The sequence below is a fragment of the Natrinema pallidum DSM 3751 genome (genome assembly GCF_000337615.1).
Classification (GTDB): domain Archaea; phylum Halobacteriota; class Halobacteria; order Halobacteriales; family Natrialbaceae; genus Natrinema; species Natrinema pallidum.
In genome coordinates this window covers 15,523-39,240 of the sequence record NZ_AOII01000109.1, presented here as the reverse complement: position 1 = coordinate 39,240, position 23,718 = coordinate 15,523, and the positions used below count along the sequence as shown (strand labels likewise).

25 protein-coding genes are annotated in these 23,718 nt (G+C 65.8%); 8 read left to right on the top strand and 17 right to left on the bottom strand.

The window, feature by feature from the left end:
* The 11 genes from C487_RS18180 to C487_RS18135 form a co-directional block, all read right to left on the bottom strand.
* Positions 1–1,601: cytochrome c oxidase subunit I (locus C487_RS18180; protein WP_006187311.1), on the bottom strand; the 1,601-nt coding region annotated here is incomplete at its 3' end.
* A gap of 2 nt (positions 1,602–1,603) precedes the next feature.
* Positions 1,604–2,146, bottom strand: coding sequence for a cupredoxin domain-containing protein (locus tag C487_RS18175; protein ID WP_006187310.1), 543 nt, complete (start codon positions 2,144–2,146; stop codon positions 1,604–1,606).
* Positions 2,147–2,150: 4 nt separating this feature from the next.
* On the bottom strand, positions 2,151–2,300 hold the full coding sequence (locus C487_RS20860; protein WP_162471319.1) for a hypothetical protein: 150 nt from the start codon (positions 2,298–2,300) through the stop codon (positions 2,151–2,153).
* Positions 2,301–2,443: 143 nt separating this feature from the next.
* A complete protein-coding gene (locus C487_RS18170; RefSeq protein WP_152422547.1) occupies positions 2,444–3,106 on the bottom strand; it encodes a cytochrome c biogenesis protein CcdA in 663 nt (220 codons plus the stop codon).
* A 1-nt stretch (position 3,107) separates the two neighbouring features.
* Positions 3,108–3,638 (bottom strand): TlpA family protein disulfide reductase, encoded by a 531-nt coding sequence (locus tag C487_RS18165; RefSeq protein WP_006187307.1) that lies wholly within the window; start codon positions 3,636–3,638, stop codon positions 3,108–3,110.
* A gap of 3 nt (positions 3,639–3,641) precedes the next feature.
* Positions 3,642–4,388, bottom strand: a complete 747-nt coding sequence (locus tag C487_RS18160) for an SCO family protein (protein ID WP_006187306.1) — start codon at positions 4,386–4,388, stop codon at positions 3,642–3,644.
* Between the two features lie 148 nt (positions 4,389–4,536).
* Positions 4,537–5,115, bottom strand: coding sequence for a plastocyanin/azurin family copper-binding protein (locus C487_RS18155; RefSeq protein ID WP_006187305.1), 579 nt, complete (start codon positions 5,113–5,115; stop codon positions 4,537–4,539).
* A 226-nt stretch (positions 5,116–5,341) separates the two neighbouring features.
* Positions 5,342–6,772 (bottom strand): heme o synthase, encoded by a 1,431-nt coding sequence (cyoE, locus tag C487_RS18150; RefSeq protein ID WP_006187304.1) that lies wholly within the window; start codon positions 6,770–6,772, stop codon positions 5,342–5,344.
* A gap of 90 nt (positions 6,773–6,862) precedes the next feature.
* Complete coding sequence (locus C487_RS18145) at positions 6,863–7,126, bottom strand: DUF2249 domain-containing protein (protein WP_006187303.1); 264 nt, start codon at positions 7,124–7,126, stop codon at positions 6,863–6,865.
* A 76-nt stretch (positions 7,127–7,202) separates the two neighbouring features.
* A complete protein-coding gene (locus C487_RS18140) occupies positions 7,203–7,436 on the bottom strand; it encodes a DUF2249 domain-containing protein (RefSeq protein WP_006187302.1) in 234 nt (77 codons plus the stop codon).
* Positions 7,437–7,502: 66 nt separating this feature from the next.
* Positions 7,503–7,730, bottom strand: coding sequence for a DUF2249 domain-containing protein (locus C487_RS18135; protein ID WP_006187301.1), 228 nt, complete (start codon positions 7,728–7,730; stop codon positions 7,503–7,505).
* Positions 7,731–7,865: 135 nt separating this feature from the next.
* Between C487_RS18135 and C487_RS18130 the strand changes: the two genes are divergently transcribed.
* The 6 genes from C487_RS18130 (at position 7,866) to C487_RS18105 (ending at position 13,681) form a co-directional block, all read left to right on the top strand.
* On the top strand, positions 7,866–8,540 hold the full coding sequence (locus C487_RS18130; protein WP_006187300.1) for a helix-turn-helix domain-containing protein: 675 nt from the start codon (positions 7,866–7,868) through the stop codon (positions 8,538–8,540).
* A 240-nt stretch (positions 8,541–8,780) separates the two neighbouring features.
* On the top strand, positions 8,781–10,445 hold the full coding sequence (locus C487_RS18125) for a 4Fe-4S ferredoxin N-terminal domain-containing protein (protein ID WP_006187299.1): 1,665 nt from the start codon (positions 8,781–8,783) through the stop codon (positions 10,443–10,445).
* Positions 10,442–11,794, top strand: a complete 1,353-nt coding sequence (gene nrfD / locus C487_RS18120) for an NrfD/PsrC family molybdoenzyme membrane anchor subunit (protein ID WP_006187298.1) — start codon at positions 10,442–10,444, stop codon at positions 11,792–11,794. Before C487_RS18125 ends, nrfD begins: the two co-directional genes overlap by 4 nt.
* Positions 11,791–12,099 (top strand): hypothetical protein, encoded by a 309-nt coding sequence (locus tag C487_RS18115; protein ID WP_006187297.1) that lies wholly within the window; start codon positions 11,791–11,793, stop codon positions 12,097–12,099. The genes nrfD and C487_RS18115 overlap by 4 nt, the downstream gene beginning before the upstream one ends.
* 149 nt (positions 12,100–12,248) lie before the next feature.
* Positions 12,249–13,340, top strand: a complete 1,092-nt coding sequence (locus tag C487_RS18110) for an Mrp/NBP35 family ATP-binding protein (protein WP_006187295.1) — start codon at positions 12,249–12,251, stop codon at positions 13,338–13,340.
* A 44-nt stretch (positions 13,341–13,384) separates the two neighbouring features.
* Positions 13,385–13,681 carry a hypothetical protein gene (locus C487_RS18105; RefSeq protein WP_006187294.1) on the top strand — a complete coding sequence of 99 codons (297 nt, stop codon included), beginning with the start codon at positions 13,385–13,387 and terminating at the stop codon, positions 13,679–13,681.
* Positions 13,682–13,695: 14 nt separating this feature from the next.
* Here the strand turns inward: C487_RS18105 and C487_RS18100 are convergent, their stop codons facing one another.
* From C487_RS18100 to C487_RS18090, 3 genes are all read right to left on the bottom strand, one after another.
* Complete coding sequence (locus C487_RS18100) at positions 13,696–14,829, bottom strand: asparagine synthase C-terminal domain-containing protein (RefSeq protein ID WP_006187293.1); 1,134 nt, start codon at positions 14,827–14,829, stop codon at positions 13,696–13,698.
* Positions 14,826–15,509: a PHP domain-containing protein gene (locus C487_RS18095; RefSeq protein ID WP_006187292.1), complete on the bottom strand. Its 684-nt coding sequence runs from the start codon at positions 15,507–15,509 to the stop codon at positions 14,826–14,828. The genes C487_RS18100 and C487_RS18095 overlap by 4 nt, the downstream gene beginning before the upstream one ends.
* A gap of 106 nt (positions 15,510–15,615) precedes the next feature.
* Complete coding sequence (locus C487_RS18090) at positions 15,616–15,996, bottom strand: hypothetical protein (RefSeq protein ID WP_006187291.1); 381 nt, start codon at positions 15,994–15,996, stop codon at positions 15,616–15,618.
* A gap of 206 nt (positions 15,997–16,202) precedes the next feature.
* Between C487_RS18090 and purL the strand changes: the two genes are divergently transcribed.
* On the top strand, positions 16,203–18,353 hold the full coding sequence (purL, locus tag C487_RS18085; protein WP_006187290.1) for a phosphoribosylformylglycinamidine synthase subunit PurL: 2,151 nt from the start codon (positions 16,203–16,205) through the stop codon (positions 18,351–18,353).
* A 169-nt stretch (positions 18,354–18,522) separates the two neighbouring features.
* Complete coding sequence (locus tag C487_RS18080) at positions 18,523–19,110, top strand: response regulator (protein WP_006187289.1); 588 nt, start codon at positions 18,523–18,525, stop codon at positions 19,108–19,110.
* A 1-nt stretch (position 19,111) separates the two neighbouring features.
* On the opposite strand, the gene C487_RS18075 is transcribed toward C487_RS18080, so the two are convergent.
* The 3 genes from C487_RS18075 to C487_RS18065 all read right to left on the bottom strand — a co-directional run bounded on the left by C487_RS18075 (position 19,112) and on the right by C487_RS18065 (position 23,717).
* A complete protein-coding gene (locus tag C487_RS18075) occupies positions 19,112–20,965 on the bottom strand; it encodes a PAS domain-containing sensor histidine kinase (RefSeq protein WP_006187288.1) in 1,854 nt (617 codons plus the stop codon).
* Between the two features lie 233 nt (positions 20,966–21,198).
* Entirely contained in the window at positions 21,199–22,431 is a 1,233-nt protein-coding gene (locus C487_RS18070; protein WP_006187287.1) for a GNAT family N-acetyltransferase, read from the bottom strand.
* Positions 22,432–22,559: 128 nt separating this feature from the next.
* Positions 22,560–23,717, bottom strand: coding sequence for a pyridoxal phosphate-dependent aminotransferase (locus C487_RS18065; protein ID WP_006187286.1), 1,158 nt, complete (start codon positions 23,715–23,717; stop codon positions 22,560–22,562).
* Position 23,718 lies beyond the last annotated feature (1 nt).

The window sequence follows — 23,718 nt, the reverse complement described above, 5'->3', positions numbered from 1 at the left end:
CCGAGCCCGCCGTCGGCGACGAGGTCGGCGTTGTCGGCCGCGTTCTCGACACGGTCACCGAAGACCAGCGAGCCGACGGCTACGAGGACGAACAACACCCCGCCAGTGATCGCGAGCAGGGCGAAGATCCCGAAGACGGCAAACAGCGGCGCGGCGGCCGAGAGGCTGAACTCGGTGCCGGGGATGTTCTCGACGACCTCGGCGGTCCGGCGCGGGATCCCGTAGAGAATGCCGACGTACATCATCATCAGGACGGCCACGCCCATCGCGGCCGAGTAGAAGTACGGTTGGATCGAGGCCAGCCGCTCGGAAATATACTGGCGCATGAACATCGTCCGGATCACGAAGAAGACCAGGCCCATGAACGCGACCGTGGTCCCGAGGACGACGGTGCCGTGGAAGTGTCCGACGGTCGCGAACGTGTTGTGCCAGGTCATATTGAGCTGGAGCTGCCCCATCATGACGCCCGTAATCCCCCCGAGGAAGCCAAAGAGGATGATCGAGAAGATCGTCGAGGAGAACACGGGATTCGACCACGGCGCGGATGTCAGCCAGCCGAACAGGCCGCCGCCTTTCCCGCGTTTGCGCCGGCCGGCCTCGAGGCCAGCCGGGATGGCGAACGCGTGGATCAGGCTCGCGAACGTCGCCCCGTAGAACGCGTAGGACGTGTTCCAGATCCGCCAGCCGGTCGAGACGGCTGGGTCGGACAGCAGGTGGTGTGCCGCCCCGAGGTTGATGAAGAACAGGTACAGGATGAAGGCCGTCCGCGAGACCTTCTCGCTGGCGACCTCCGCGCCCGCGACGACGTGGGTCAGGAAGTACCAGACCGCGATCATCGCCACGAGGTTGATCTGCTGGGTGCCGTGGCCGATGATCCAGTACATCTGGCGGTACCAGGCCGCGTCCCACCACTCGATGATCTCGAGTCGCCACAGCAGGGCGGGGCCGAACGCCAGCAGGCCGCCGACCAGCGCCTCGACGGCGATGATCGACGTGACGAATGCGGCGAAGCTGACCAGCGGCAGCGTCTTGCCGGGGTTCTCGCGCTTCTCGAACCACATCGTCGCGAAGAAGGGCAGCGCCGCGACGACCGTGCCCAGAATGAAGACCACTGCACCCGCGTAGAACAGCGGCGAGATCGGCATCGGAACGTAGGCCGTCAACAGCGGTGCCTCGTTGGGTGCCTCGGTGGTCCAAATGGCGTAGTTGACCAGGACGGCCCCGCCGGCCATGACGAGCCAGCCGGCCTTCGCGACGTTCGTAAACGGCAGCCGTCTGCCAAGCACCATCGGACCGCCGACGTAGAGGATGGCGATCTCCATGAACACCATCCAGAAGATCAGCAGGTTCCAAGCGTGCAGACTCAGGTGGGTGTAGAAGGCCCCGGGATCGAGCAGCCCGATCACCTCCCAGCGGGTCATCGCGACGGTGAAGGCGAAGATACCACCGTACAGCAGGGCGACGACCGCCGTGAGCCCGAACAGCTTGACGTGGTTATCGACGGAACGGTGGACCTCGAGCCCCGTCACGGAGCAGGTCCGGAAGCCGTCATCGCGGTACTCGTTGTCGAACAGGCCGAGAACGTCCAGTCTGTGTGCCATCGTTATCCCTCCTCCACGACGATCGTGCCGTGCATGCTCCGGTGGCCCTGCCCACAGAACTCGTTACAGATGATGTGGTAGGTGCCGGGTTCGTCGAATGTCATCGGCACGACCCACTCGTAGCCGGGCAGCACCTGCAGGTTGATCTGCTTGCTCAGCGCGTCCTCGGGTCGGAGCGAGAAGCCGTGTTGGACGTCCATCGAGTTGAGGTGGAAGTCGTATTCCGTCCCCGTCTCGAGGACGACCGGCGCACCGTCCCACTGGAACCGCATCGCCTGGAGATAGACGTCCTGTTCCGGCGGGACGAGTCCGTCGTCGGTGTCCTCGGCGCGCTCCTTGTAGTCTGCCATCTTCTCGCGGTACTCCTCGGCCTCGACGCGAAAGGTCTCGCCGATGGGGTTCTGGTCGCCGACCCGCGTCCAGGCGCTCATCCAGCCGAAGAGGATCAGCGACCAGCCGACGCCGAGCCCGAGCCAGATCGATTCGCGCCTGTTGACGGGTTGGTCCCACCAGTTACCGTCCGGGGGTTTGATCGGTGATGTCATGGAATCACCCTAATGGTACCGAGAAGACGTCTATCCAGCCCCACGCGACGTACGACAGCGCGAAAAACAGGAGCGCTGCCGCTGCGAGTAGCCAGATGCGGTCGTACAATCGTTGCATCGTCGGCTCTGATTCGGTTCGTTGTGACGGTGCCATAGCTCTGTTCGATCCGGTTTCATTGTGGAACTTGCATACCGATTCCCCCGCACATATTCCCATCAGACTGTCTGCAGAGCCGAATGCGATGTTGGCAGGTGCTAATACTGACAGAACGAAGAAGAGCCGCCGCCGGGTCGAGGTCAGACTGCGGCGACGTATAGCTGGCCGAGGCCGGCCACGACCAGCACGACCCCAGCCAGTCGTACCACGCGGTCGACGTAGCCGGCGACGCGGCCGGTACCCAGTGCGTAGCCGAATGCCGTCGCGACCGTGATCGCGACCGTCAGTGAGCCGAATCCGACGGCATACGTGCCGAGTACCAGCGCCGTCTCGAGCGGCGGCATCGTCAGCGACCGAAACGCGAGCCCCAGGAACAGCGGGAGGACACAGGCGACCGCCGCCAGCGCGTACATCGCGCCGAAGAGACCGAACCCGAGAACGGTCGACCGCCGTTCGGGCAGGAGGACGTGGACGGCACCGCTCCCGCCGTACACCACCCAGATCCCGAGCGCTACCAATCCGACGCCGACGCCGTACTCGAGGAGCGGCAACGCCTGGCCGACCGTCTCGCCCGCGACGACTGCGACGATCGAGAGCGCACCGAGGACTCCTACTGCGCCAGCGGCGGCGGCGAGTCCGCGGGCGAGCGTTCCCGACAGCGGCGGCGCGGTCTCGTCGCCGGTCGCGGCGACGTAGTAGCCGACGTATCCGGGCAAGAGCGCGTACGCACACGGCGAGAAGAACGTGGCGATGCCGGCACCGAGGGCGAACACCACGGTACCGAGGAGTTCGCCGCCCGTCACGTCACCCACCTCCGGCGGCGTCGATCGCCGAGCGGATCTCGTCGGCCGATTTGCGCCCGCGGCCGGACCACGTGATTGCGTTCGCTTCATCCAGCACGAATGCGTACGGGACGCCCGAGGCGTCGAGGGCCTCCGTCAGTTCGAGATCGGAATCGAGTGCGACGGGCCAATCGCCGTCGTGATCGCGCCACCAGGTCGCGATGTCCGCTCGAGTGATGGTGTTCCCGACGGGTTCGCTCGTCGCGGAGACGAACTGGACCTCGTCGTCGACCGTCTCGTGGACCGCAGCGAGCGGTTCCATCTGGCTCTCACAGACGGTACACCAGGTGGCGAACAGTTCGACGAACGTCACGCGGCCGCGTTCGGGAACGCTCGCGGTGCCCGCGTCGCTTCCCGGCGCGTCGATCGTCTCGAGTTCGGTCGGATCGACGGCGTCGCCGCTCTCGAGGGGGGTCCATCCGCCGGCCGCGAGCGCACCGCCGCCGAGCGCGGCGAGTCCGGTGACTCCCACGAGGACCTCGCGACGGCGCATCGGTCACCACCCCTCCACGACGGTCCGGGCGTCCTCGACGATTTCGTTCCCGCCGGGAGAGCCGCCGGTGTAGGCCCGCTCGACGACGCCCTCCTTGTTCACGAGTAGGATCAGGGAGGTGTGGACGAACTGTCGGCTGTGAGCCATGTCGTCGTGACCCATCTCGTCCCCGTCGTCGGACGACTCGTCGCCCTGCTCGAACGCGACGCCGAACGTGTCTTGGACGATGGCTTTCGCGTCGTCGGGCGTTTCCGGCCGGAGGAAGTACCAGTTCCCGGCGTCGAAATCGACGCCGTGGTCCGTCCCGTAGGACTCGAGGACGGCCGCCGTGTCGTGTTCCGGATCGAACGTCATCGGGAGGAACGCGATCTCGTCCGCGTAGTCGCGATCGGTCGCGTCGGCCTGGACTCGCCGCAGGGCGGCGGTCAGTCCCGGACAGACGGTCGTACAGCTGGTGTATACGAACGTCAGCATCAGGTGACGGTCGCCGGTGAACGCCGTGGTCGTAATCGAGCGGTCATGGAGCGGTGCCGGGACCGTCGCTTCGGGGATCCCCTCCCCGTAAATCGGGTGTGGTATCCCCGATTCCTTGATCCGGTCGTGGTTTTCGGGCGGTGGCAGGACGGGCCGGTCGCCGTCGCTCTCGGCGCTGTTCAAGGCCGAACACCCCGCGACGGACGCGCCGATGGCCGCTGCGCCCACTGTCCGCAGCACCGTTCGTCGATCGAGAGTCTGATCTGTGCGGCTCATGATAGGTGATCGTTGCGGCTGTCGGTGGTAAAGCGCTGCTCGGATTCCCGCCCCGATAGAACTGGTCGAACATATTCGACGGTTGCCCGCCGAACGGCGTGTCCGCCGGACGGCTCGAGGCGTGACGGCCGACCCGAGACGCCGCCGTTCATGCCTCCTCGAGTACGGGACGGGTTTCCTCGTTGAACAGTTCGATCGCGTTGACGACCTGTAACGGGAGTTCCGGCTGCGGGTCGGCCATCGCAGGCTCGTCGGCGGGATCGGGCCAGCCGACGACGATTCGGCCCACGTTCCCGGCGACTTCGTGTGAGGTACAGACCTGCTGGGTGTCGACGTAGTCGTAGACGCCCTCGGTATCGAATGTGTGTTCGTGTTCGGAGCCGACCCCGGTCAGTCGATCGCTTCCCCACGGTTCGACGCCGTCGTGGGTTCGGTGAGGGCCGTGACTCCCCTGATGATAGCCGGTAACGTCGTGGCGACCGGTCTCGACGAGCCACTCGACGGTCCCGCCGGGAACGACGTGGACGATCTGTGGGTCGAACTCGGGATACGGCCGGGAGTTCGCCGTGATCGTGACCACTTCGGCGGGAGTGCCGAGTTCCCCGGCGTTTTCCGGGGGCTGCTCGTCGCCCGGCTGATCGATGCCCTCGGCGAGGCAGCCCGCCAACGCGAGGCCGGCTGTACAGGCGGTCGAGCGGAGTACGGTACGGCGTGAGAGATGTGTCATGGGTCTGTGATCCGGCGTGGCGATCGATCGAACGGGTCTCGAGTCGCTGCCCTCACGCTCGTCTAACGGGGCTAGCTAGTTCAACCGAACCGACGGTTCTCGGGCGGTAAGAGAGGGGCCGGACATGTTCAGGAGCGGACTAAAAGGCGATTGTCCGTCGCGGCTCAGTACGCGGCACCGGGCCGCTCGTTCGATCGTCGACGATGTCCCGTTGCAGCTCGTCCGATCAGCTCCCGATGACGAGCGTCTCGAGGACGATCGCCAGGAGGATCGCCCCGAGGTAGTAGTTCGAGACGTAAAACGACCGCAGTGCGACCTCGTCGGTCGGCCGGCGGAACTGGCGGACCACCGAACGCAGGAAGACGGTGCCGAGGGCGATCGACGTGACTCCGTAGACCCAACCGAGCCCGGCCACCCAGCCCAGACCGCTGGCGGCGAGTAGCGTCGCACCGAGGTAGAACGCGACGTGGCGACGCGCCGCGGCGACGCCTTCGGCGACCGGATACATGGGGAAGCCCCCGCGTGCGTAGTCGTCGCGATACGCGATCGCGAGGCTGTAGAAGTGAGCGGGCGTCCACAGGAAGATCACCGCCGCGAGGGCGACGGCGGGAAGTCCGACGCGCCCGGTGACGGCGACCCAGCCGATGACCGCGGGCAACGCTCCCGCACCGCCGCCTAACACCGTGTTCCAGGCCGTGTTCGGCTTCAATACTGCCGTATAGAGGACAGCGTAGTACCCGATCGCCGCGAGGGTAAGCACCGCCGCGAGCCCGTTGACCCACGTCAGGAGAACGATCATCGAACCGACCGTGAGCCCGACCCCGAACGCCACGGCATTGCGCGCCGGAACGAGGTCGTGGACGAGCGGCCGATCCGAGGTCCGGTCCATCCGCCGATCCCGGTCGCGCTCGTAGACGTGATTGAACGTCCCGCTCGCCCCGATCGCGAGGACGCCGCCGGCGAGCGTCGCGAGCGCCGTCGACGGCTCGAGCGCCGCACCGGAGAGCGTCGCCAGCCCCATCCCCGCCAGCGCGACCAGACAGAGCAGCCACATCAGCCGCGGTTTGGTCAACGTCAGGTACGCGCCGGTCGTTCGTTTGAGCCGGGCGATCCGGCCGGTCGGCTGCGGAGTCGACTGCGGGGCCCCGCCGGCGTCGTCGCCGGCAGTCGATGCATCTGGCGTCGGGGTCATCCGGCCGGGTTCCGCCTCGAGCGTCCCGTCTTCAAGAGTGAACACGAGCGCGACGAGGAGACAGGCGAAGATGGCCATCGCGAGCGCGAGGTGGATGGGGCCCGCGATCGACGGGCCGCCGACGGCGATCGTCGCGCCGAGGAGGACTTGGACGGGAAAGAGGACGAGCGCACAGCCGACGAGGCCGGTCACGCGACGGCCGACTTCGACTCGGCGGGCGGCGAATCCGGACGCGAGAACGAGGCAGCCGGCCACGAGCGCTGCCGCTCGATGGCCCCAGTAGAGGAGGGTGTCGCCGGTCGCCAAACCGACGATCGGATCAGTAGCACAGGTCGGCCACGCACTGCAGGCGGCCGCGCTGTCGGTCGTCGAGACGGCGGTCCCGAGCGCCACGAGGACGTACGCCGCGATTACCGTCGCTGCCAGTACGTCCGCGAACCGTCGTCGGCTGAGTTCCGTTGTCATCCCTGCGTACTCTCCCGGCCGTGATCGTCCCCGTTCCCGTGACCCTGCGACCGGTCAGTCGTCGGCCGATTTGCCCGTCGTACGACGGCGTCAGCCACGCCAGATGACGGTCACGACATCGTTGTCGCGTTCGACCGTCTCGTAGCTGTAGCCGCGGTCGTCCAGTTTCGGAAAGAGGAATTGGGGAACGCGGTCGTTTCGCTGGACGAGAACCGTCTCGTCGGACAGGTCGACGAGCGTCTCGAGCGTCCGTTGCAGCGGCTCCGGCGGGCCGGCCGACCGGACATCGATCGTCTCCTGCGGTCGGTCAGCCGGTGCATCGGTGCGGTCGACGATCGAGGATGCTGATTGCATGGGTATTGGTTCGGTCCGGTGGCGGCTATCTCTGCTCCCGTACGTGTTCGGTCGATCGGCTGCCCGGACGACGCGATCAGGCCTCCGTTTTCGGGAACGTGGCGACGAACTCGTCGGGAGCGACCTGTTCGACCTCGTAGCCGTCGGCGTCGAAGCTGTCGACCTCGGCCTCGAACTCGTAGAACAGCGGTTTGGGCTCGTGGTCGTTGACGATCGTCAACGATTCGCCCGGCTCGAGGGCGTCGAACTCGTCGTGGATCCTGGGATGGCGGTTCACCGGCGGAATGTCCCTGACATCGAGTCGTGTCATGCAGTCCGTACTCGGATCGAGCCCCACATCGACTTTCGCACGAACATGATCGGGAACGGCCCGTCGCTACGTACGGTCGATACGGACGTGCCAGACGCCGCCGTCGCGTTTCTCGCTCTCGTGGTTGAACCCGCGGTCGTCGAGCACCTCGTAGAGCGGTTTCGGTTCGAACGGGGCGATCAGCCGGAGCCGCTGCCCCGTCTCGAGATCCTCGAGGGCGGCCATGATGTCGTCGAACGGCGGGCCGTCGATCTCTCTGACATCCAGCGTTCGGTCCGTTGATTTCGTTGCCATCGGTTCCGCGTTCGATCCGGGATCGGTTGGACGTTCGTCCGAACGTGTTCGCAGCTCTCGGTCTTCCCGCGGAACGAGAACCCACCGAACATATTCGTAGCCACCGGTATATAGGTTTGAACGGAACACGTTCGTATGGCTCAAGCAACCCTTACACTCACGATGCCCGAGAACGTCTGGATTCAGCAGATTTCGACGGAGTACCCCGAATCGACGTTCCGGGTTCTCGCGGCCGTGCCCGGCTCCGAGTCCGGCTTCGCTCTCGTCCGGATCGCCGGGCCGGTGGTCCCCGACGTGATCGAAGCCATGAACGACCACCCGCAGCTGACCGAAATCACGCTCGCCCAGTGGAGCGATAACGAGGCGACGGTTCACTTCGAGACGACGGCACCGCTCCTGTTGTTCTCCTCTCGAGCGTCCGGCATGCCCATCGAACTCCCGGTCGAGATTCAGGACGGCGAGGCGAGGATCGACGTGACCGGCTCCCGTGAGCGTCTCGCCGAACTCGCCGAACAACTCGAGCACTTCGGACTGCAGTATCGGATCGAGCACGTCCGCGAGCGACTCCACGAGAGCCAACTGCTCTCGGAGCGCCAACTCGAGGTCATCGTCGCGGCGGTCGACGAAGGATACTACGACACCCCGCGGCGGTCCTCGCTGACGGAGCTGGCCGACCACCTCGATATCGCCAAGTCGACCTGTAGCGAAACGCTACACCGCGCCGAAGAGGCGGTAATCAAACGATTCGTCGAGGACCTTCCGAGCGTCGACAGCGGCGACCCGATCGAGGAAGAACTCGCGAGCACCTAAATAGGGCCGTTGGGCAGGAACCGCGTTCCCCGTCCGATCACCGGCCACGTTTCGGACCGCGCTATTTGTACTTACGAACATGTTCGTAGCTATTCTCACGCGATGGAAATCGGCTCGGCATTTCATCCGAGTACGGTTGTGAGAGGGCGAATGAGGATAGATAAATGAACGATTTCAAGTGCATGCCGTCGAGTACCTCCGGCATGACACCAGTGTCATATTCAGAGGTGTTCTGATCTAATGAGCACGGACGATGAATCATTCCACCCGCTCGGGGACGAGTGGGAGGACGAACTCGAGACGATGCTCGACGATACCGAGTACGATAGTGATCTCGGTATGGAGATGGCCCAGGACGCGATGCGGGTCACTAAGGGCGAACTCTCCGAGGCCGAATTCCACGAGAAGCATCACGAGGCCGTGATGGAGGAGTTCGGCGAGGACGAGCGTCCAACCAAAGAAGCCTACGAGGCAGCACAGGAGGAGGCCAAGGGAACCGCCTCCAGAATGCTCGGTGCCTTCGACGGCGACGGCGAGGAGACGCGTCGCGAGACGATGAAGAAGATGGGCGTCGGTGCAGCGGCCGTCGGGATGGGTGCGTTCAGTTCTACCCGAGACGGTCCCATGGAGAGTCTCTCCGCCGAGGGCGGCCACTCGGAGACCACCGAACACAGCGACACGCAGTGGGGGATGACGATCGACCTCGAGCGCTGTGACGGCTGTCTGACCTGTATGTCGGCCTGTACCCAGGAGAACGACCTCGACGCCGGCGTCAACTGGATGTACGTCATGGCCTGGGAGGACGAACTCCACGAGGGCCACGAGGAGGGTACCGACACCGGCGTCTACAGCTCCGATTTCAACATGGGGAGCGACTTCAACATGCTCGTGCGGCCGTGCCAGCACTGCACGGACGCCCCCTGTGAGAAGGTCTGTCCGACGACGGCCCGGCATACGCGTGACAAGGACGGGCTCGTCCTGACCGACTACGACGTCTGTATCGGCTGTCGCTACTGTCAGGTCGCCTGTCCCTACGGCGTCAACTACTTCCAGTGGGACGAACCCCACACGGACTACGAGGACATCCCGAAGGCACAGGATCGCGATGTCGACAGTCCCGACGAGATCACACACGCCCAGTACGAACACGGCGAGCGCTGGGTCGACAGCCGCGCGCCTCGTGGTGTGATGAGCAAGTGTACGATGTGTCCGTCCATGCAAGACGGTCAACAGGGCGAAGAGAAAGTCGGGACGAGCGCCTGCGAGTCGGCCTGCCCGCCGAACGCGATCCAGTTCGGGAACGTCAAGGACGAGAAGAGCGATCCGTCCCAGCACCGCGAGCATCCGAGCAAGAGCCGGGCCGTGATCCGTCTCTCGGACGAGCACACCGACGCGAGCAAAGGCGTTCCGTCGCCGGAGACGATCGACGAGACGCTCAGCTCGGACGACGACATCGAGTCCGCCCTCGAGAAATTCGAGAACCTCGACCAGGAGACCCTCTCGATCATGAAGGCGATCGAACTCGTCAGCGATCGCACCGAGCCCGGTGACGAGGAGAACAACAGCATCCTCCGCAAGGAACAGGAAATCGTCGCCTCCGTCGACGCCTTCGAACAGTACGTCGACCTCGAGACCGACGAGGCCATCACCCAACTGCAACTCGGCGACGGAAGCGAGCGCCAGGCCAGGTTCCGCATCCAGCAGTACACCGGCAAGCCGAACTCGTTCAAGCTGCTCGAGGACGTCGGGACGCACCCGAACGTCACCTATCTCGGCGAGCAGCCCGGACCGGAAGCGGAGCAGGTCGAAGGACCGACGAAGTACGAGGACATCGGTCTCGTCGACAAACGGCAGGATCTCCTCGACGAGGAAACCGTCGGCGGTGTTGACGGGGTGTCGCTATGAGCACGAAGGAGCCGTCCGAAGCGGACATCCTTCGCCCGATCAACACGCTCACCAAGAAGTACTTCCTGGTCTACGGCATCGCTGCCATCGGCCTCCTCGCTTTCATCGTCGCCTGGGGATACCAGCTCCAGAAGGGACTGGTCGTCACCGGCCTCGGCGACTGGGGCAGCGGTGGCGGTTCGACCTGGGGGCTATACATCGGCGCGTTCATCTGGTGGGTCGGCGTCGCTCACGGCGGCATCATTCTCTCGGCCGCCGTTCGCCTGCTCGGCATGGACCGATACATGCCGATCGCCCGAATCGCGGAGATGACGACGATCGGTGGCCTCTCGGCCGCCGGCTTCTACATTATCGTCCACATGGGCCGTCCGGACCGGATGGTCACGAGCATCATCGGTCACTATCACATCACGGTCAACAACTCGCCGCTGGTGTGGGACGTGACGGTCATTACGGCGTACTTCGTGCTGTCGGCCACTTACCTCGGCCTGACGCTCCGGTACGACATCAACCGCCTGCGTGACGATCTCCCCGACATGTTCGAGCCGATCTACAAGATCATGACGATCGGCTACACCAAGCGAGAGGACGAGGTCATCCAGCGGATGGTCTGGTGGCTCGCGGCGGCGGTCATCATCATGGCCCCGCTCCTGCTTCACGGCGGCGTCATTCCGTGGCTGTTCTCGCTGCTGCCGGCGATGCCCGCCTGGAGCGGTGGGATTCAGGGGCCGATGTTCCTGAGTATCGCACTGATGTCCGCTATCAGCGGCGTGACCATCATCTCCTATGGGTTCCGCCGCGCCTACGACTGGGACCACATCATCACCGACGACATCTTCCGCGGGCTGCTCCTGTGGCTCGGGTTCTTCACCCTGTTGTTCCTCTGGTTCCAGCTTCAGGCCGTCTTCAACGGCATCTTCCTCGGTCCGCTCGACAAGGCACACGCGGCCGAAGCGAAGATCGCCCACCCGCTCTACCGTATCGCGATCGGGCTCATCTTCGGCTCGCTCGTGTACATCTTCGCGCAGGGAATCCGCCCGTCGCTGTTCAGCAAGAAACGGGCGCTCGTCGTCAGCTGTGCGGTGCTCATGGGTACCCTGACCGAGAAGGTCCTGTTCGTCGTCGAAGGGTTCATGGACCCGCACTTCAACATCTACGCCAACACGCCCGGATCCTACTTCCCGAGCGCGATCGAATGGCTGTCGCTCGTCGGAACGACTGCGCTGGTCGTACTTTTATTCCTCAACCTCTCGAAGCTCGTTCCGGTGGTCGAACTCCACGCGATCGAACACCTGCGCGGTGAGCACGAGCACAGTGAGGAAGCGACCGAACCGGAGGTGGAAGCATGAGTACTACGCAAACGATCCTCTCGACGCTCCTGTACCACGGCTACGACGGCACGTCCGGCTTCACCGGCTTCGCCAACGAGGGGACCTGGATCATCTTCGCCGTCATTCTGGTCCCGGTCTACATCATGCTCGCGGCCTGGTTCCTCGGGAAACCACGCGACACGAAAGCCGGATTGACCGGCGTAAGCTACCTCGTCGGCCTGACGACATCGATGTGGGTCGGGATGTTCGTCCTGACCGTGCTGATCGGCGTCGTCTTCTACGGCGGCCCACCGGAGCCGATCAGCAGCGTCGGCCCGCCGTAACCGTCACTCGAATCGCATCCGAACACCGCTTCGTTTTTTCGCGCCGCTGTGACCGTCCCCCAGTACGCGGTCCGTGAGCCGCCGCTCGAGTATCGAACCATCACACGTATCCCGTTGCATGCCCTCCATTCGGCTAGCATACAGTCACTATGAGTATCACAGAACACGAACTCGAAATCAAACTCGAGGGGGTCGAAGATCCGGACATCGGCGAGGACATCGTCTCGCTTGGGCTGGTCAACGACGTCACCATCGACGACGAGACCGCCCGTATTTCGCTGGCGTTTAACGCGCCCTACGCGCCCTCCGAGATGGAGATTGGAAACCAGGTCCGCGAGATCATCCAGGATGCTGGTCTCGAGGCCGACCTGCGGGCGCACGTCGGCGAGGACCACGGCTTCGACGACGAGGTCCTCCCGCGGGTTCGCAACGTCATCGCCGTCTCCTCCGGGAAGGGCGGCGTCGGGAAGACGACGGTCGCGGCCAACCTCGCGGCCGGACTCGAGAAACGCGGCGCGATGGTCGGCCTGCTCGACGCGGACATTCACGGACCGAACGTCCCGCAGATTCTCCCGCCCGAGAGCGACCCCGGCGTCACGCCGAACGAGGAGATCGTTCCGCCCCGGTCGGACGGCGTCCGCATCATCAGTATGGGAATGATGATGGAAGACGAGGACGATCCCGCGATCCTCCGCGGTCCGATGGTCAACAAGTTCATGATGAAGTTCCTCGAGGGCGTCGAGTGGGGGCGGTTGGACTACCTCATCGTCGACCTGCCGCCGGGGACCGGCGACGCGACGCTGAACCTGCTTCAGTCGATGCCCGTGACGGGGTCGGTCGTCGTCACGACGCCCCAGGAGATGGCGCTAGACGACACCCGCAAGGGGATTCAGATGTTCAACAAACACGATACGCCGGTGCTGGGTGTCGTCGAGAACATGAGCTCCTTTATCTGTCCGTCCTGTGGCGATCAGCACGGCCTGTTCGGCACCGGCGGCGCGGACACCATCGTCGACAAGTACGACGTCCCGCTGCTCGGTCGAATCCCGATCCACCCGGACTTCGGGGCCGACGGCAGCCAGGGTGCGCTCGTCAAGGACGACGACAGCGAGGTCCAGAGCCACCTCGAGGACGTCGTCGGCGAGGTCGCGGATCGGATCGGCGAGACCAACCGTCGGACGGTCTCGGAGAACATCACGCAGGAACCCGCGAACAAGCTGCCGACCGAGACCGAAGACTAACGTCCGTCGCAGAGCACGACGTACGGACCGCAGGGTGGATTTTCGTGCTGGCCAGTCCCGAAACGGAGCGGTGCGGCACGGTCGAGGTCGCGGAACTGGTCGTCACCGACGACGTGCTCGTCAAGGCGTTCGCCCGCGGTCCGACTGCGGCACTCGACCACGACCACGCCGACAGCACGAACGTCTTGCACGTGCTCGAGGGGACGGTTACCGTCGTTCACGGCGAGGAACGCGAGCGGGTCGATGCATCCGGCGTGGGTCACCACGAGCGCGGCGTCGCCCACGGCGCGAGAAACGTGACCGTCGTCTTCACCGCGAGCCGCTGTCCGCTCCCGTCCTGATAGGCGACGCGGGGTCAGTCGCGGCTGGTCGGGCCATCCGAACACAGCGCGGCGACGTACTTGGTGACGTGATCGTCGATCCGGCGCTTGTAGCCGGCTTGGCGAGCGAGCCGGTCGAGTTCGCGGGCAACGAGGCTGCCGTATTGGACCGCCTTCTTGTCCCGCGTGGCGACCTCGCCGGGGAGATACCCGGCGGCGATGCGACGGAAACCACGCTTTCGTTCGTCCTCGTCGGCCAGTAGCTCGTCGGGCAATCGGAGCGCAGCCGCGACCACGGCGTCGTGGAGGAAGGGCGCGACCGGCTCGAGGCCCGTCGCCTGAATCGTCAACACGTCTCGAGGGAGTTGGGCGGGCAGGCTGCGAATCCCCTCGCGAACGGCCCCGCGAACCGTCTCGGCCGCGACCCGGTGGTCGAGTCGGACGACTTTCTCGTAGCCGCCGAACAGTTCGTCGGCACCCTGTCCGACGGCGAGCGCGTCGAACCCGTCGGCGGCGACGCGTTCGCCGACCAGAAACAGCGGCAGCGCGATCTGGATGTCCATTGCGTTCGTCCGGCCGGTCGCCCGCGCCACGTCGGGGACGGCGCGCTCGAGGTCGGCCGGCTCGAGGTCGACGACCGTCAGGTCGCGTCCCATCGCGTCGGCCGCCGTCCGTGCGGCCTCGACGTCGTGACTGTCCGGAAAGCCGACGACGTACAGCGGCGCGTCCAGCAGTTCGGCGACCAGCGCCGAGTCGACGCCACCGGAGAAGGCGACGGCGATATCGCGGTCGTCCCGCCGAGCCGCGTCGGCCGCGGTTTCGATCGCGTCGGCGAGCCCCTCGAGAGCGGCGTCGGGCGCTGCTGGCGTCGGATCGGGGAGCGACCAGTGGGACTCGGGATCGGGAAGCGACTCGCCGACGGCCGCGGCCGCGCCGGCCGGAAAGAGCGTCGGCTCCTCGAGTGCGGTCGGCTCGAAGGCCCACGCCGGCTCCGCGCGTGTCGTGCTCGCGTCGCCGTCGACGAAGAGGGGGACCCGTCCGAGCACGTCGCGAACGAGCCGGTCATCGACCGCTCCCGCGAAGCCGGTCGTTCCGGGGAGCGGGTCGCGATTCTCGAGGGCGGTGCGAACGATCGGTGGCTCGGTGCCGCGGAGGCGTGGTACTGTCACTGGAGGTGTTTTAGAACGCGGCTCAGTCGTCGCGTGACGCCGCCGGCGAACTGCCGGACGCTGATCCGCCAGGGGGTTCGTTTGCCCTCGACGGTCGTCCGTCCGGCGGCAATCGCGTCCAGAATCGCGTCGACGGAGCGTTCGTCGGCGTCAACGCGGGTGATCGCCTGGCCGACCATCTCGCTGATGTGAGCGTCGCTCCCGGCGGTCATCGGCAGGTCCCGCGAGCGGGCATAGCGTTCGGCCTGTCGGTTGGCGCGCCCGGTAAACAGCCGGGAGTTGTAGACTTCGATCGCGTCGCCTAAGGCGAGTTGGTCCCGCGAAACCCGCGCCATGACGCCGTGGCGAGACTCCTGAAACGGATGGGGAATCACGGCCAGGCCGCCCTGGTCGTGGATCGCCTCGAGCGTCGATTCGAACGACAGCCCTGGCGGAACGGCCTCCTCGAGCCCCAGACCGAGTACGTGGCCCGCCTTGCTCGAGATTTCCATTCCCGGAATGGCGACCAGCCCGTAGTCGGGGGCGCGCTCGACGGCCTCGAGGCTTGCGTCGATCTCGTCGTGGTCCGTCACGGCGATCGCGTCGAGACCGATGGCTTCGGCCTGCTCCAGAATGAGCTCGACCGGGTCGCGACCGTCGTAGGACAGCGATGAATGCGTGTGGAGTTCGACCGACAGCACGACCGCACGTTTAGGCGGCCTGATCAAAAACGACTCGGTCCCGACCACGGTCGGCGAACGGGACCATCGCCGCGACTCGAGACGGCGGGTCGTCCCGTCGACGGGACTACTCCTGATACGGGTCGTCCGAGTGAACGTCGATATCGTACGTCGACGCCGCGCGTTCAAGCCGTATTCGTTCGTCGACGACGGTCGGAACGAACCCCTCGTGGTCGCCCCCGGCCAGCCAGCCCGCGCCGACGAGAATCGCCACGACGAGCGCACCGACTACCGCGCGCTCGACCAGGACGCCGCCGACGCCGACGGCGATCGCGATCCCCGTCATTCCGAGCCGTCGAACCCGAATCCGCTTTCGCAACTCGTTCTCGTGGGCGGCGACGATTCGGTTTCCCTCTCCCGCGGGCACGGACCGGTAGCTGGGGCCGGATGCGGTCTCGTAGCGAAGCACATCGACCCAATCCCTGTCGTCGAATTCGTCCTCAACCATCGACCGTGCCGTCACACTGCGGATAGTAAACGTTCGCGACGGGACGCCGACTTGCCTTCCCGACGATCACGCGCGATCTACGCCGACACCGCAGTGACCACCCTCTCGACCGAACCGTGCCGCTGCTCGCCCGCTCCGAGGCGTATTTTATCCATGAACGTGCATATAGAAACCCATTTACCGGCCGACTTTCATCACCTAGGTGAATGAGTCTTGCCGATTCGGACCGCGAACTCGTCGTCTCCGAGTTAGATCGGGAGCCGACTCGAGCGGAGGCGGCGCTGTTCGAGAACCTCTGGAGCGAGCACTGTGCGTACCGCTCCTCGCGACCGTTGCTGTCGGCCTTCGACAGCGAGGGCGAGCGGGTCGTCGTCGGCCCGGGCGACGACGCGGCGGTCGTCGCGCTCGATGGGGAGACCTACGTTACGCTGGGGATCGAGAGCCACAACCACCCCTCCTACGTCGACCCGTTCGACGGCGCGGCGACCGGCGTCGGCGGTATCGTCCGGGACACGCTCTCGATGGGTGCCTACCCGATCGCGCTCGCGGACTCGCTGTACTTCGGCGAGTTCGACGACGAGCACTCGAAGTACCTCTTCGAGGGTGTCGTCGAGGGGATCAGTCACTACGGCAACTGTATCGGCGTTCCTACGGTCGCGGGCAGCGTCGATTTCCACACGGACTACGAGGGGAACCCGCTCGTCAACGTCGCCTGCGTCGGCCTGACGACCGAGGAGCGGCTCGTGACCGCCGAGGCCCAGGAGCCCGGCAACAAACTGGTGCTCGTCGGGAACGCCACCGGCCGCGACGGGCTCGGCGGCGCGAGCTTCGCCAGCGAGGACCTGGCGGAGGACGCCGAGACCGAGGACCGCCCCGCCGTCCAGGTCGGGGACCCCTACGCGGAGAAGTTGCTGATCGAGGCCAACGAGCAACTCGTCGACGAGGACCTGATCGAATCGGCCCGCGACCTCGGTGCCGCCGGTCTCGGCGGTGCATCCAGCGAGATGGTCGCCAAGGCCGATCTCGGTGCCCACATCGAACTCGATCGGGTCCACCAGCGCGAGCCGAACATGAACGCGCTCGAGATCCTACTCGCCGAATCCCAGGAGCGGATGTGCTACGAAGTCGAGCCCAACAACGTCGAGCGGGTCCGCGAAATCGCCGAGCGGTTCGATCTGGGCTGTTCGGTCATCGGTGAGGTCACCGAGGGCAACTACGTCTGTACCTTCGAGGGGAGCGAGTCCGGAGAGCGCGAGACGGTCGTCGATGTCGACGCCTTCTTCCTCGGCGAGGGCGCGCCGATGAACGACCTCGAGAGCGAGGTGCCCCCCGAACCGGAACCCGACCTGCCCGACCCGGACCTCACTGACGCCTTCGACGCGGTCGTCTCGAGCCCGAACACGGCCTCGAAGCGGTGGGTCTACCGGCAGTACGATCACGAGGTCGGCGTCCGCACGAGCGTTGGACCAGGCGACGACGCCGCGATTATGGCGGTCCGAGAAGCCGAACAGGGGCTCGCGCTATCTACCGGTGGGGCACCGAACTGGACCGACGCCGCGCCCTACGAGGGGGCCCGCGCGGTCGCGCTCGAGAACGCGACGAACATCGCGGCCAAGGGGGCGACGCCGCTGGCCGCGGTCGACTGTCTCAACGGCGGCAATCCGGAGAAACCGGACGTGTACGGTGGGTTCAAGGGAATCGTCGACGGACTCGCCGAGATGTGCGAAACCCTCTCGACGCCGGTCGTCGGCGGGAACGTCTCGCTGTACAACGACTCCGTCGCGGGGCCGATCCCGCCGACGCCAACGCTGGCGATGGTCGGTGCCAAGGACGGCTACGACGCCCCGCCGCTGTCGGTCGCAGCCGACGGCGACCTGCTGCTCGTCGGTGATCGCGGCCTCGCAACCGACGACGTCCGACTCGGTGGCTCGGAGTACCTCGCGCAGTTCGACGGCAGCGACCGGTTCCCGGCGCTCCCCGACGACCCCGCGGCCCTGATCGAGACGCTCGCAGCGGTCGCGGACGAGGACGCGACGCTCGCGGTTCACGACGTCAGCCACGGCGGTCTCGCCGTCGCACTCGCCGAAATGGTCACCGCGGACGCCGGTCTCGAGGTGTCGATCCCCGGCGACGATCCCGCGGGTACGTTGTTCCACGAACAGCCTGGGCGGGCACTGATCCAGACCGACGCGCCGGCGGCGGTCCGCGACGCGTTCGACGGCGTCGCACCCGTCGTCGAACTCGGGACCGCGACCGACGACGGAGCGTTGACGATCGACGCGGGCGGGCGGACGATCGAAACCGACGCGGCTACGATCCGCGAGCGACGCGCGACGATCGGCCGCGACCTCGAGTAACGAGCCGTCGACGAAGCGACCGACCACGACCCGGGTTACCATTCGTGTCACTCTGCCAAAGAGGTAGTAATAACTATCCGTGACGTGGTTTCGCTGATCTATTGTCCGGAATATTGATATACAGTCGGGACCACCTACCCGACGAACCGATAGTCTCGGAGGAACTTCGATGACAATCGACACCCCGTCCGTCCTGATCGTCGAAGACGAACCCGACCTCGCGGATCTCTACGCCGCTTGGCTCGAGGACGACTGCGACGTCGAGACGGTCTACGACGGTAACGACGCGCTGGACGCCATCGACGGCTCGGTCGATGTCGTGCTGCTCGACCGGCGGATGCCCGGACTCTCCGGCGACACCGTTCTCGACACGATCCGGGAGCGGGGCCTCGACTGCCGCGTCGCGATGGTGACGGCGGTCGAACCGGACTTCGACATCATCAGGTTGGGATTCGACGACTACCTCGTCAAGCCGGTCTCGAAGGGCGAACTGGTCGACATCATCGACCAACTGCAGCTCCGAGCGAGCTACAACGAGAAACTCCAGGAGTTTTTCGCGCTCGCGTCGAAGAAGGCGCTGTTGGACGATCAGAAGACCGACGCTCAACGGAAGTCGAGCCAGGAGTACGCCGAACTCAGGGATCGACTGGCGGTCCTCCGGGTCCAGGTCAACGACACGATGCAGTCGCTGTTCGAACAAGACGGCTACCGACAGCTCTGTCGCGACATCGCGGGCGAGTCGGTGATTCGAGAGTGAGTTACTCGAGCCGGCGCTCGAGTGTCGTCACGCCCCGAAACTCGACCCGCGTGCCGCCGTCGCCGTTGGTGACGGTACACTCCCAGTCGTGAGCCTCGGCGATGGCACGGACGAGCGCGAGACCGAGTCCGTCGATCGCGGTCTCGTCGTCGGCGGTCGGGTCGAGCACGCGATCGTGTGCGTTCGGCGGGATTTTCGCCGCGTCGTCGAGTATGTAAAAGCCGCGGCTCCCGCCGTCGTCGAACCCGACGAGCCCGATCCGGACCGCCACGTCGCCGTCGGCCCGTGCGACGGCGCTGTCGAAGGCCGTCTCGAGCAGGTGGGAAAACCGATCAGGATCGGCCCGGAGCACCGCCGAGCCGTCGACGACGACGGCTGCCTCGTCGAGACGGGACTCGCTGACGGCGTCGGCGATCGCCGACTCGAGGCGAAGCCGGCTGCGAGTCCCGACTCGCGAGGCGTTGCGGGCGAACTCCCGGATGTCGTCGACGAGCCCTTCGGTGCGGTCGAGCGTCGTTTCGACCGTGTCCTCCGCCAGGGGAAACTCCCACTCGTCGGCCCGATCGTCCTCGAGCGCGTCGGCGACGGCCTCGAGTTGGCGTTGCAGATCGCTCGAGAGGACGTCGGCCACGGCTTCGAGGCGCTCGGTCTGGCGCTCGAGTTCGGTCGTCCGGTCCCGAAGGACCTGCTCCCGCTCGGCCCGATCGAGGGCGGCCCGCGTGTTTTCGACGAGCGTCGAGATGAGATCGACGTCGGTCTCGTCGAACCAGTGGGGATCGAGCGAGCCGGTCATGAGGACGCCGTGGGTACCGATCGGAGCGATGATCTCCGACCCGATCGTCGTTTCCGGGTTGTAGAGGCCGTCGACCGACTCGAGGTCGTCGAACAGTTCGATTTCGCCGGCCTCGAAGACGTCCCAGACGAGCCCTTCACCGGCGTTGAACCGCGGGAGGCCGCCCAACTCGTCGTGGGCATCCGCGGTCCCGGCGACGGGCTCGAGGTAGCCTCGTTCCTCTTCGAGGAGCCAGACGCCGCTGATCGGGAGATCGAGCAGATCGCTGCCGGCGTGGACGGAGATCGCACAGATCTCCTCCGGATCGTCCGACTCGAGGAGCCACCGCGTGATCTCGTGGAGGGACGTGACGACGCGGTCGTACTCGTGTCGATCGGTGACGTCTCGAATCACGGCGGCGACGGTCGCCGTGTTGTCCTCGATCGGCACGAACCGGAACTCGGCCATCCGGTCGTCACCGTCCGGGCCGACGTAGGGGAGTTCGAGCTGGCGGCGATCCGCGTTCCTGACGTCGACATCGGTGATCGCGCGGCCGATGTCGACGGCGTGTTGATCGTCGATTCCGGCCAGTTCGGTGAGCGTTTCGACGTGCTCACCGACGATGGCCGCCCGCTCCGCGCCCAGAATCGACTCGGTCGCACCGTTTATTGTCACGATTTCGCGGTTGCGATCGAGCGTGACGACGGCGTCGTGGACCGCCTCGACGACGGCGGCGTGTTGGGCCAGCGTCGTCTCCTGTGCCTTCCGCTCGGTCACGTCGCGCATGTACACCGAGAGGCCGGTGGGAGACGGATACGCCCGGGCTTCGAACCACGTCTCGAGGGGCATGTGATAGATCTCGAAGGAAACCGGCACCTGCTCGTCCATCGCGCGATGGAACCCGTCGGGGAACTGTGTCTCGACGGTCTGGGGGAACTCGTCCCACATGACGCGCCCGATCAGTTCCTCGCGGGACCGCTCGAGTAGCGTCTCCGCTCGCTCGTTGAGATAGGTAAACCGAAAGCCAGTATCGAGGGCGAAGAAGGCGTCGGTCACCCGATCGACGATCGGAACGGATCGCATCGTCACGGCTCTCCACCCCGACCCGCCGACCGACACCGACCCTCCTCGCGCTCGAGGCGATCGCCACTCACAACGATAGTCATCATCGACAGACAGTTAGCACGTAGTTAGTGAACGTCCTATTTCAGTGCCGTGGCCGAGCGTTTGGATGGTATGCTGTGACAATCGCTGTCCGTCGTCGATCCCTCTCCCCCGCCGGTCGAAGCCAGCAGCCGACGCAGCGTCGCGTGCGATCAAAACCGATCACCGAGGTAGACATCGGTTTCCGGAAAGAGCATCGACAGCGCCTCCACGGCCTCCGAATCCGCCGTCTCGATCTCTCCGGTCCGATCGAGGCTCGCCGCAGATCGGAACCCGACGACGAGCTGCGAGAGTGCACCGATCTCGAGGCGAACGTCAGCGTCGGCCGCCGATGTCGACCGGTCGCCGAGACGGGTACAGTCCGCGTGGTCAGCCGCGACCGCCAGCCGGAACACGTCCTCGTTCCACTCGGCCAGCGGGTCATCGACGGCGATCGTTAGGCTGACGTCCGGAGCCGGGTACGAGAGTGCGGAGAGCGTGTCCGCGACATCGACGAGACGAACCATCGGCCCGTCCTCGACGTGGGTCTCGATCCGGTCGGGATCTCGAGCGAGATCGCGGAGCGGAACGGCCGCGGGAACGCGAAGTTGCACGCGCTCGACCTGTGACGCGTGATCGTGACAGAACGACAGCAGCGACAGGGTGGCATCGCGATCCGCGGACACGAACTCGGAGACGGCCATCGTCCGGTCGCCCATTTCGCCGTCGAGCGTGTAAACGAGATAGCCCCGCACCTGTCCGTCGCGTTCGTACGCGTAGACGAACGGGTCCCGGTCGTGGCCGGCGAACACGCGATATCGCCACCAGTCCGTGTCGCGCTCGAGGGCCAGCGAGTATCGGTCGGCGTGGGCGTCGTAGGCCGGTCCGAGCGACTCGAACTCGTCGGCCGCGAATCGGCGGATCGACCCCGCGTCCCGATCGACCGTGGCGGTCGCAAACGAGAGCACCGAGGGCTCGCACTCGTGGGTGACGATCCGATTGCACGTGTCCCAACCGTACTGTCGGTAGAACCGATAACTGAACGGCCACAGTACGGAAAACCGGATGTCACGGTCGCGATACTCCGCGAGCGACTCGGCGAGCAACTGCCGGACGTACCCCCGTCGGCGGTACTCGGGTGGCGTCGCGACGGACGCGAGTCCGGCCGTTCGGTGGCTTTCGTCGCGAACACGTGACTCGAGCCAGTAGTGCCGACAGACACAGCGGGGCTCGGTGTCGTCGGCCGCATCGGCTTCGTACACGCCGCGACGGGACCCGAGCGTCGCGCGGGGCGTTTCGTGCTCGTCGGGGTCGTACGCCGGCACCCCCTCCTCGGGCCGGAACGCGTAGCTGCGGTACTCGTGAAAGACGTCCCGCTCGTCCGGGATGGGACGATAGTCGGCCATATACACGAGAGTGCGGGCGACCGGGAAAACTGTTCGTGATCGCTACACCCGGTGCGTGGCCGGCCTTTCCGGTTGGGCGGACTACTCGAGGGGCGTGTTCTCGAGCAGCGACGCCGGTCACTCCCGTTTCAGGCGTGTTCTTCGACGAACGCTTCGATCCGGTTGAGCGCCCGTCGGAGGTCCTCGAGGCCGGTCGCGTAGGAGATCCGCAGGTGACCCGCGCCGCCCTCGCCGAAGACGTCGCCGGGGACGACGGCCACGCCCTGTTCGCGCAGGACCTCCTCGGCGAACTCCTCGGCGGTGAAGCCATCGGGGACCTCGGGGAAGCAGTAGAACGCGCCCTTGGCCTCGAAGACGTCCATCCCGATTTCGCGGAACCGCGAGAGGACGAACTGCCGGCGGCGGTCGTACTGGGCGATCATCTCCCGGACATCGTCCTCACAGGAATCCAACGCCTCGAGCGCGGCATGCTGGGCCGTCGTCGGGGCCGAGAGCATCGTGTACTGGTGGATCTTGTTCATCGCACCGATGGCATCGGCGGGACCCAGGGCGTAGCCCAGCCGGAGGCCGGTCATCGCGTGGGCCTTCGAGAAGCCGTTGAAGACGATCGTCCGCTCGCGCATCCCCGGCAGCGTCGCGATGGAGGTGTGCTCGCCGTCGTAGGTCAACTCGGCGTAAATCTCGTCGGACAGGACCGTCAGATCGTGCTCGCGGGCGAACGCCGCGACCGGCTCGAGGTCCTCGGCGGGCATGATCGCGCCCGTCGGGTTGTTGGGATAACAGAGGACGAGCACGTCCGCGTCGGCCGCGCCGGCCGCCTCGAGTGCCTTGGCGGTGAGGCGGAACTCGTCTTCCTCTGTCGTCGGCACCGGCAACACGTCGCCGCCGGCGAAAATCACGCCGGGTTCATAGGAGATGTAGGCCGGCTGGGCGATCGCGACCGTATCGCCGGGGTCGACGAAGGCCCGGAAGGCCAGGTCGACAGCCTCGCTCGCACCCGCCGTGACGATGATCTCCTCGCCGGGATCGTACCCCAGATCGAACCGATCGGCGACGTAGTCGGCGATCGCCTCGCGGAGTTCTCGCTTCCCGCGGTTGGCCGTGTAGGAGGTTTTCCCCTGCTCTAAGGACGCGATCGCGGCGTCGCGGGCCGCCCACGGCGTCGCGAAGTCGGGTTCGCCGACGCCCAGCGAGATGACGTCGTCGCGTTCCTCGGCGATCTCGAAGAAGCGTCGAATGCCCGAGGGCGGCACCGTCTGCACGCGGTCTGACAGTTCGAACGTCATG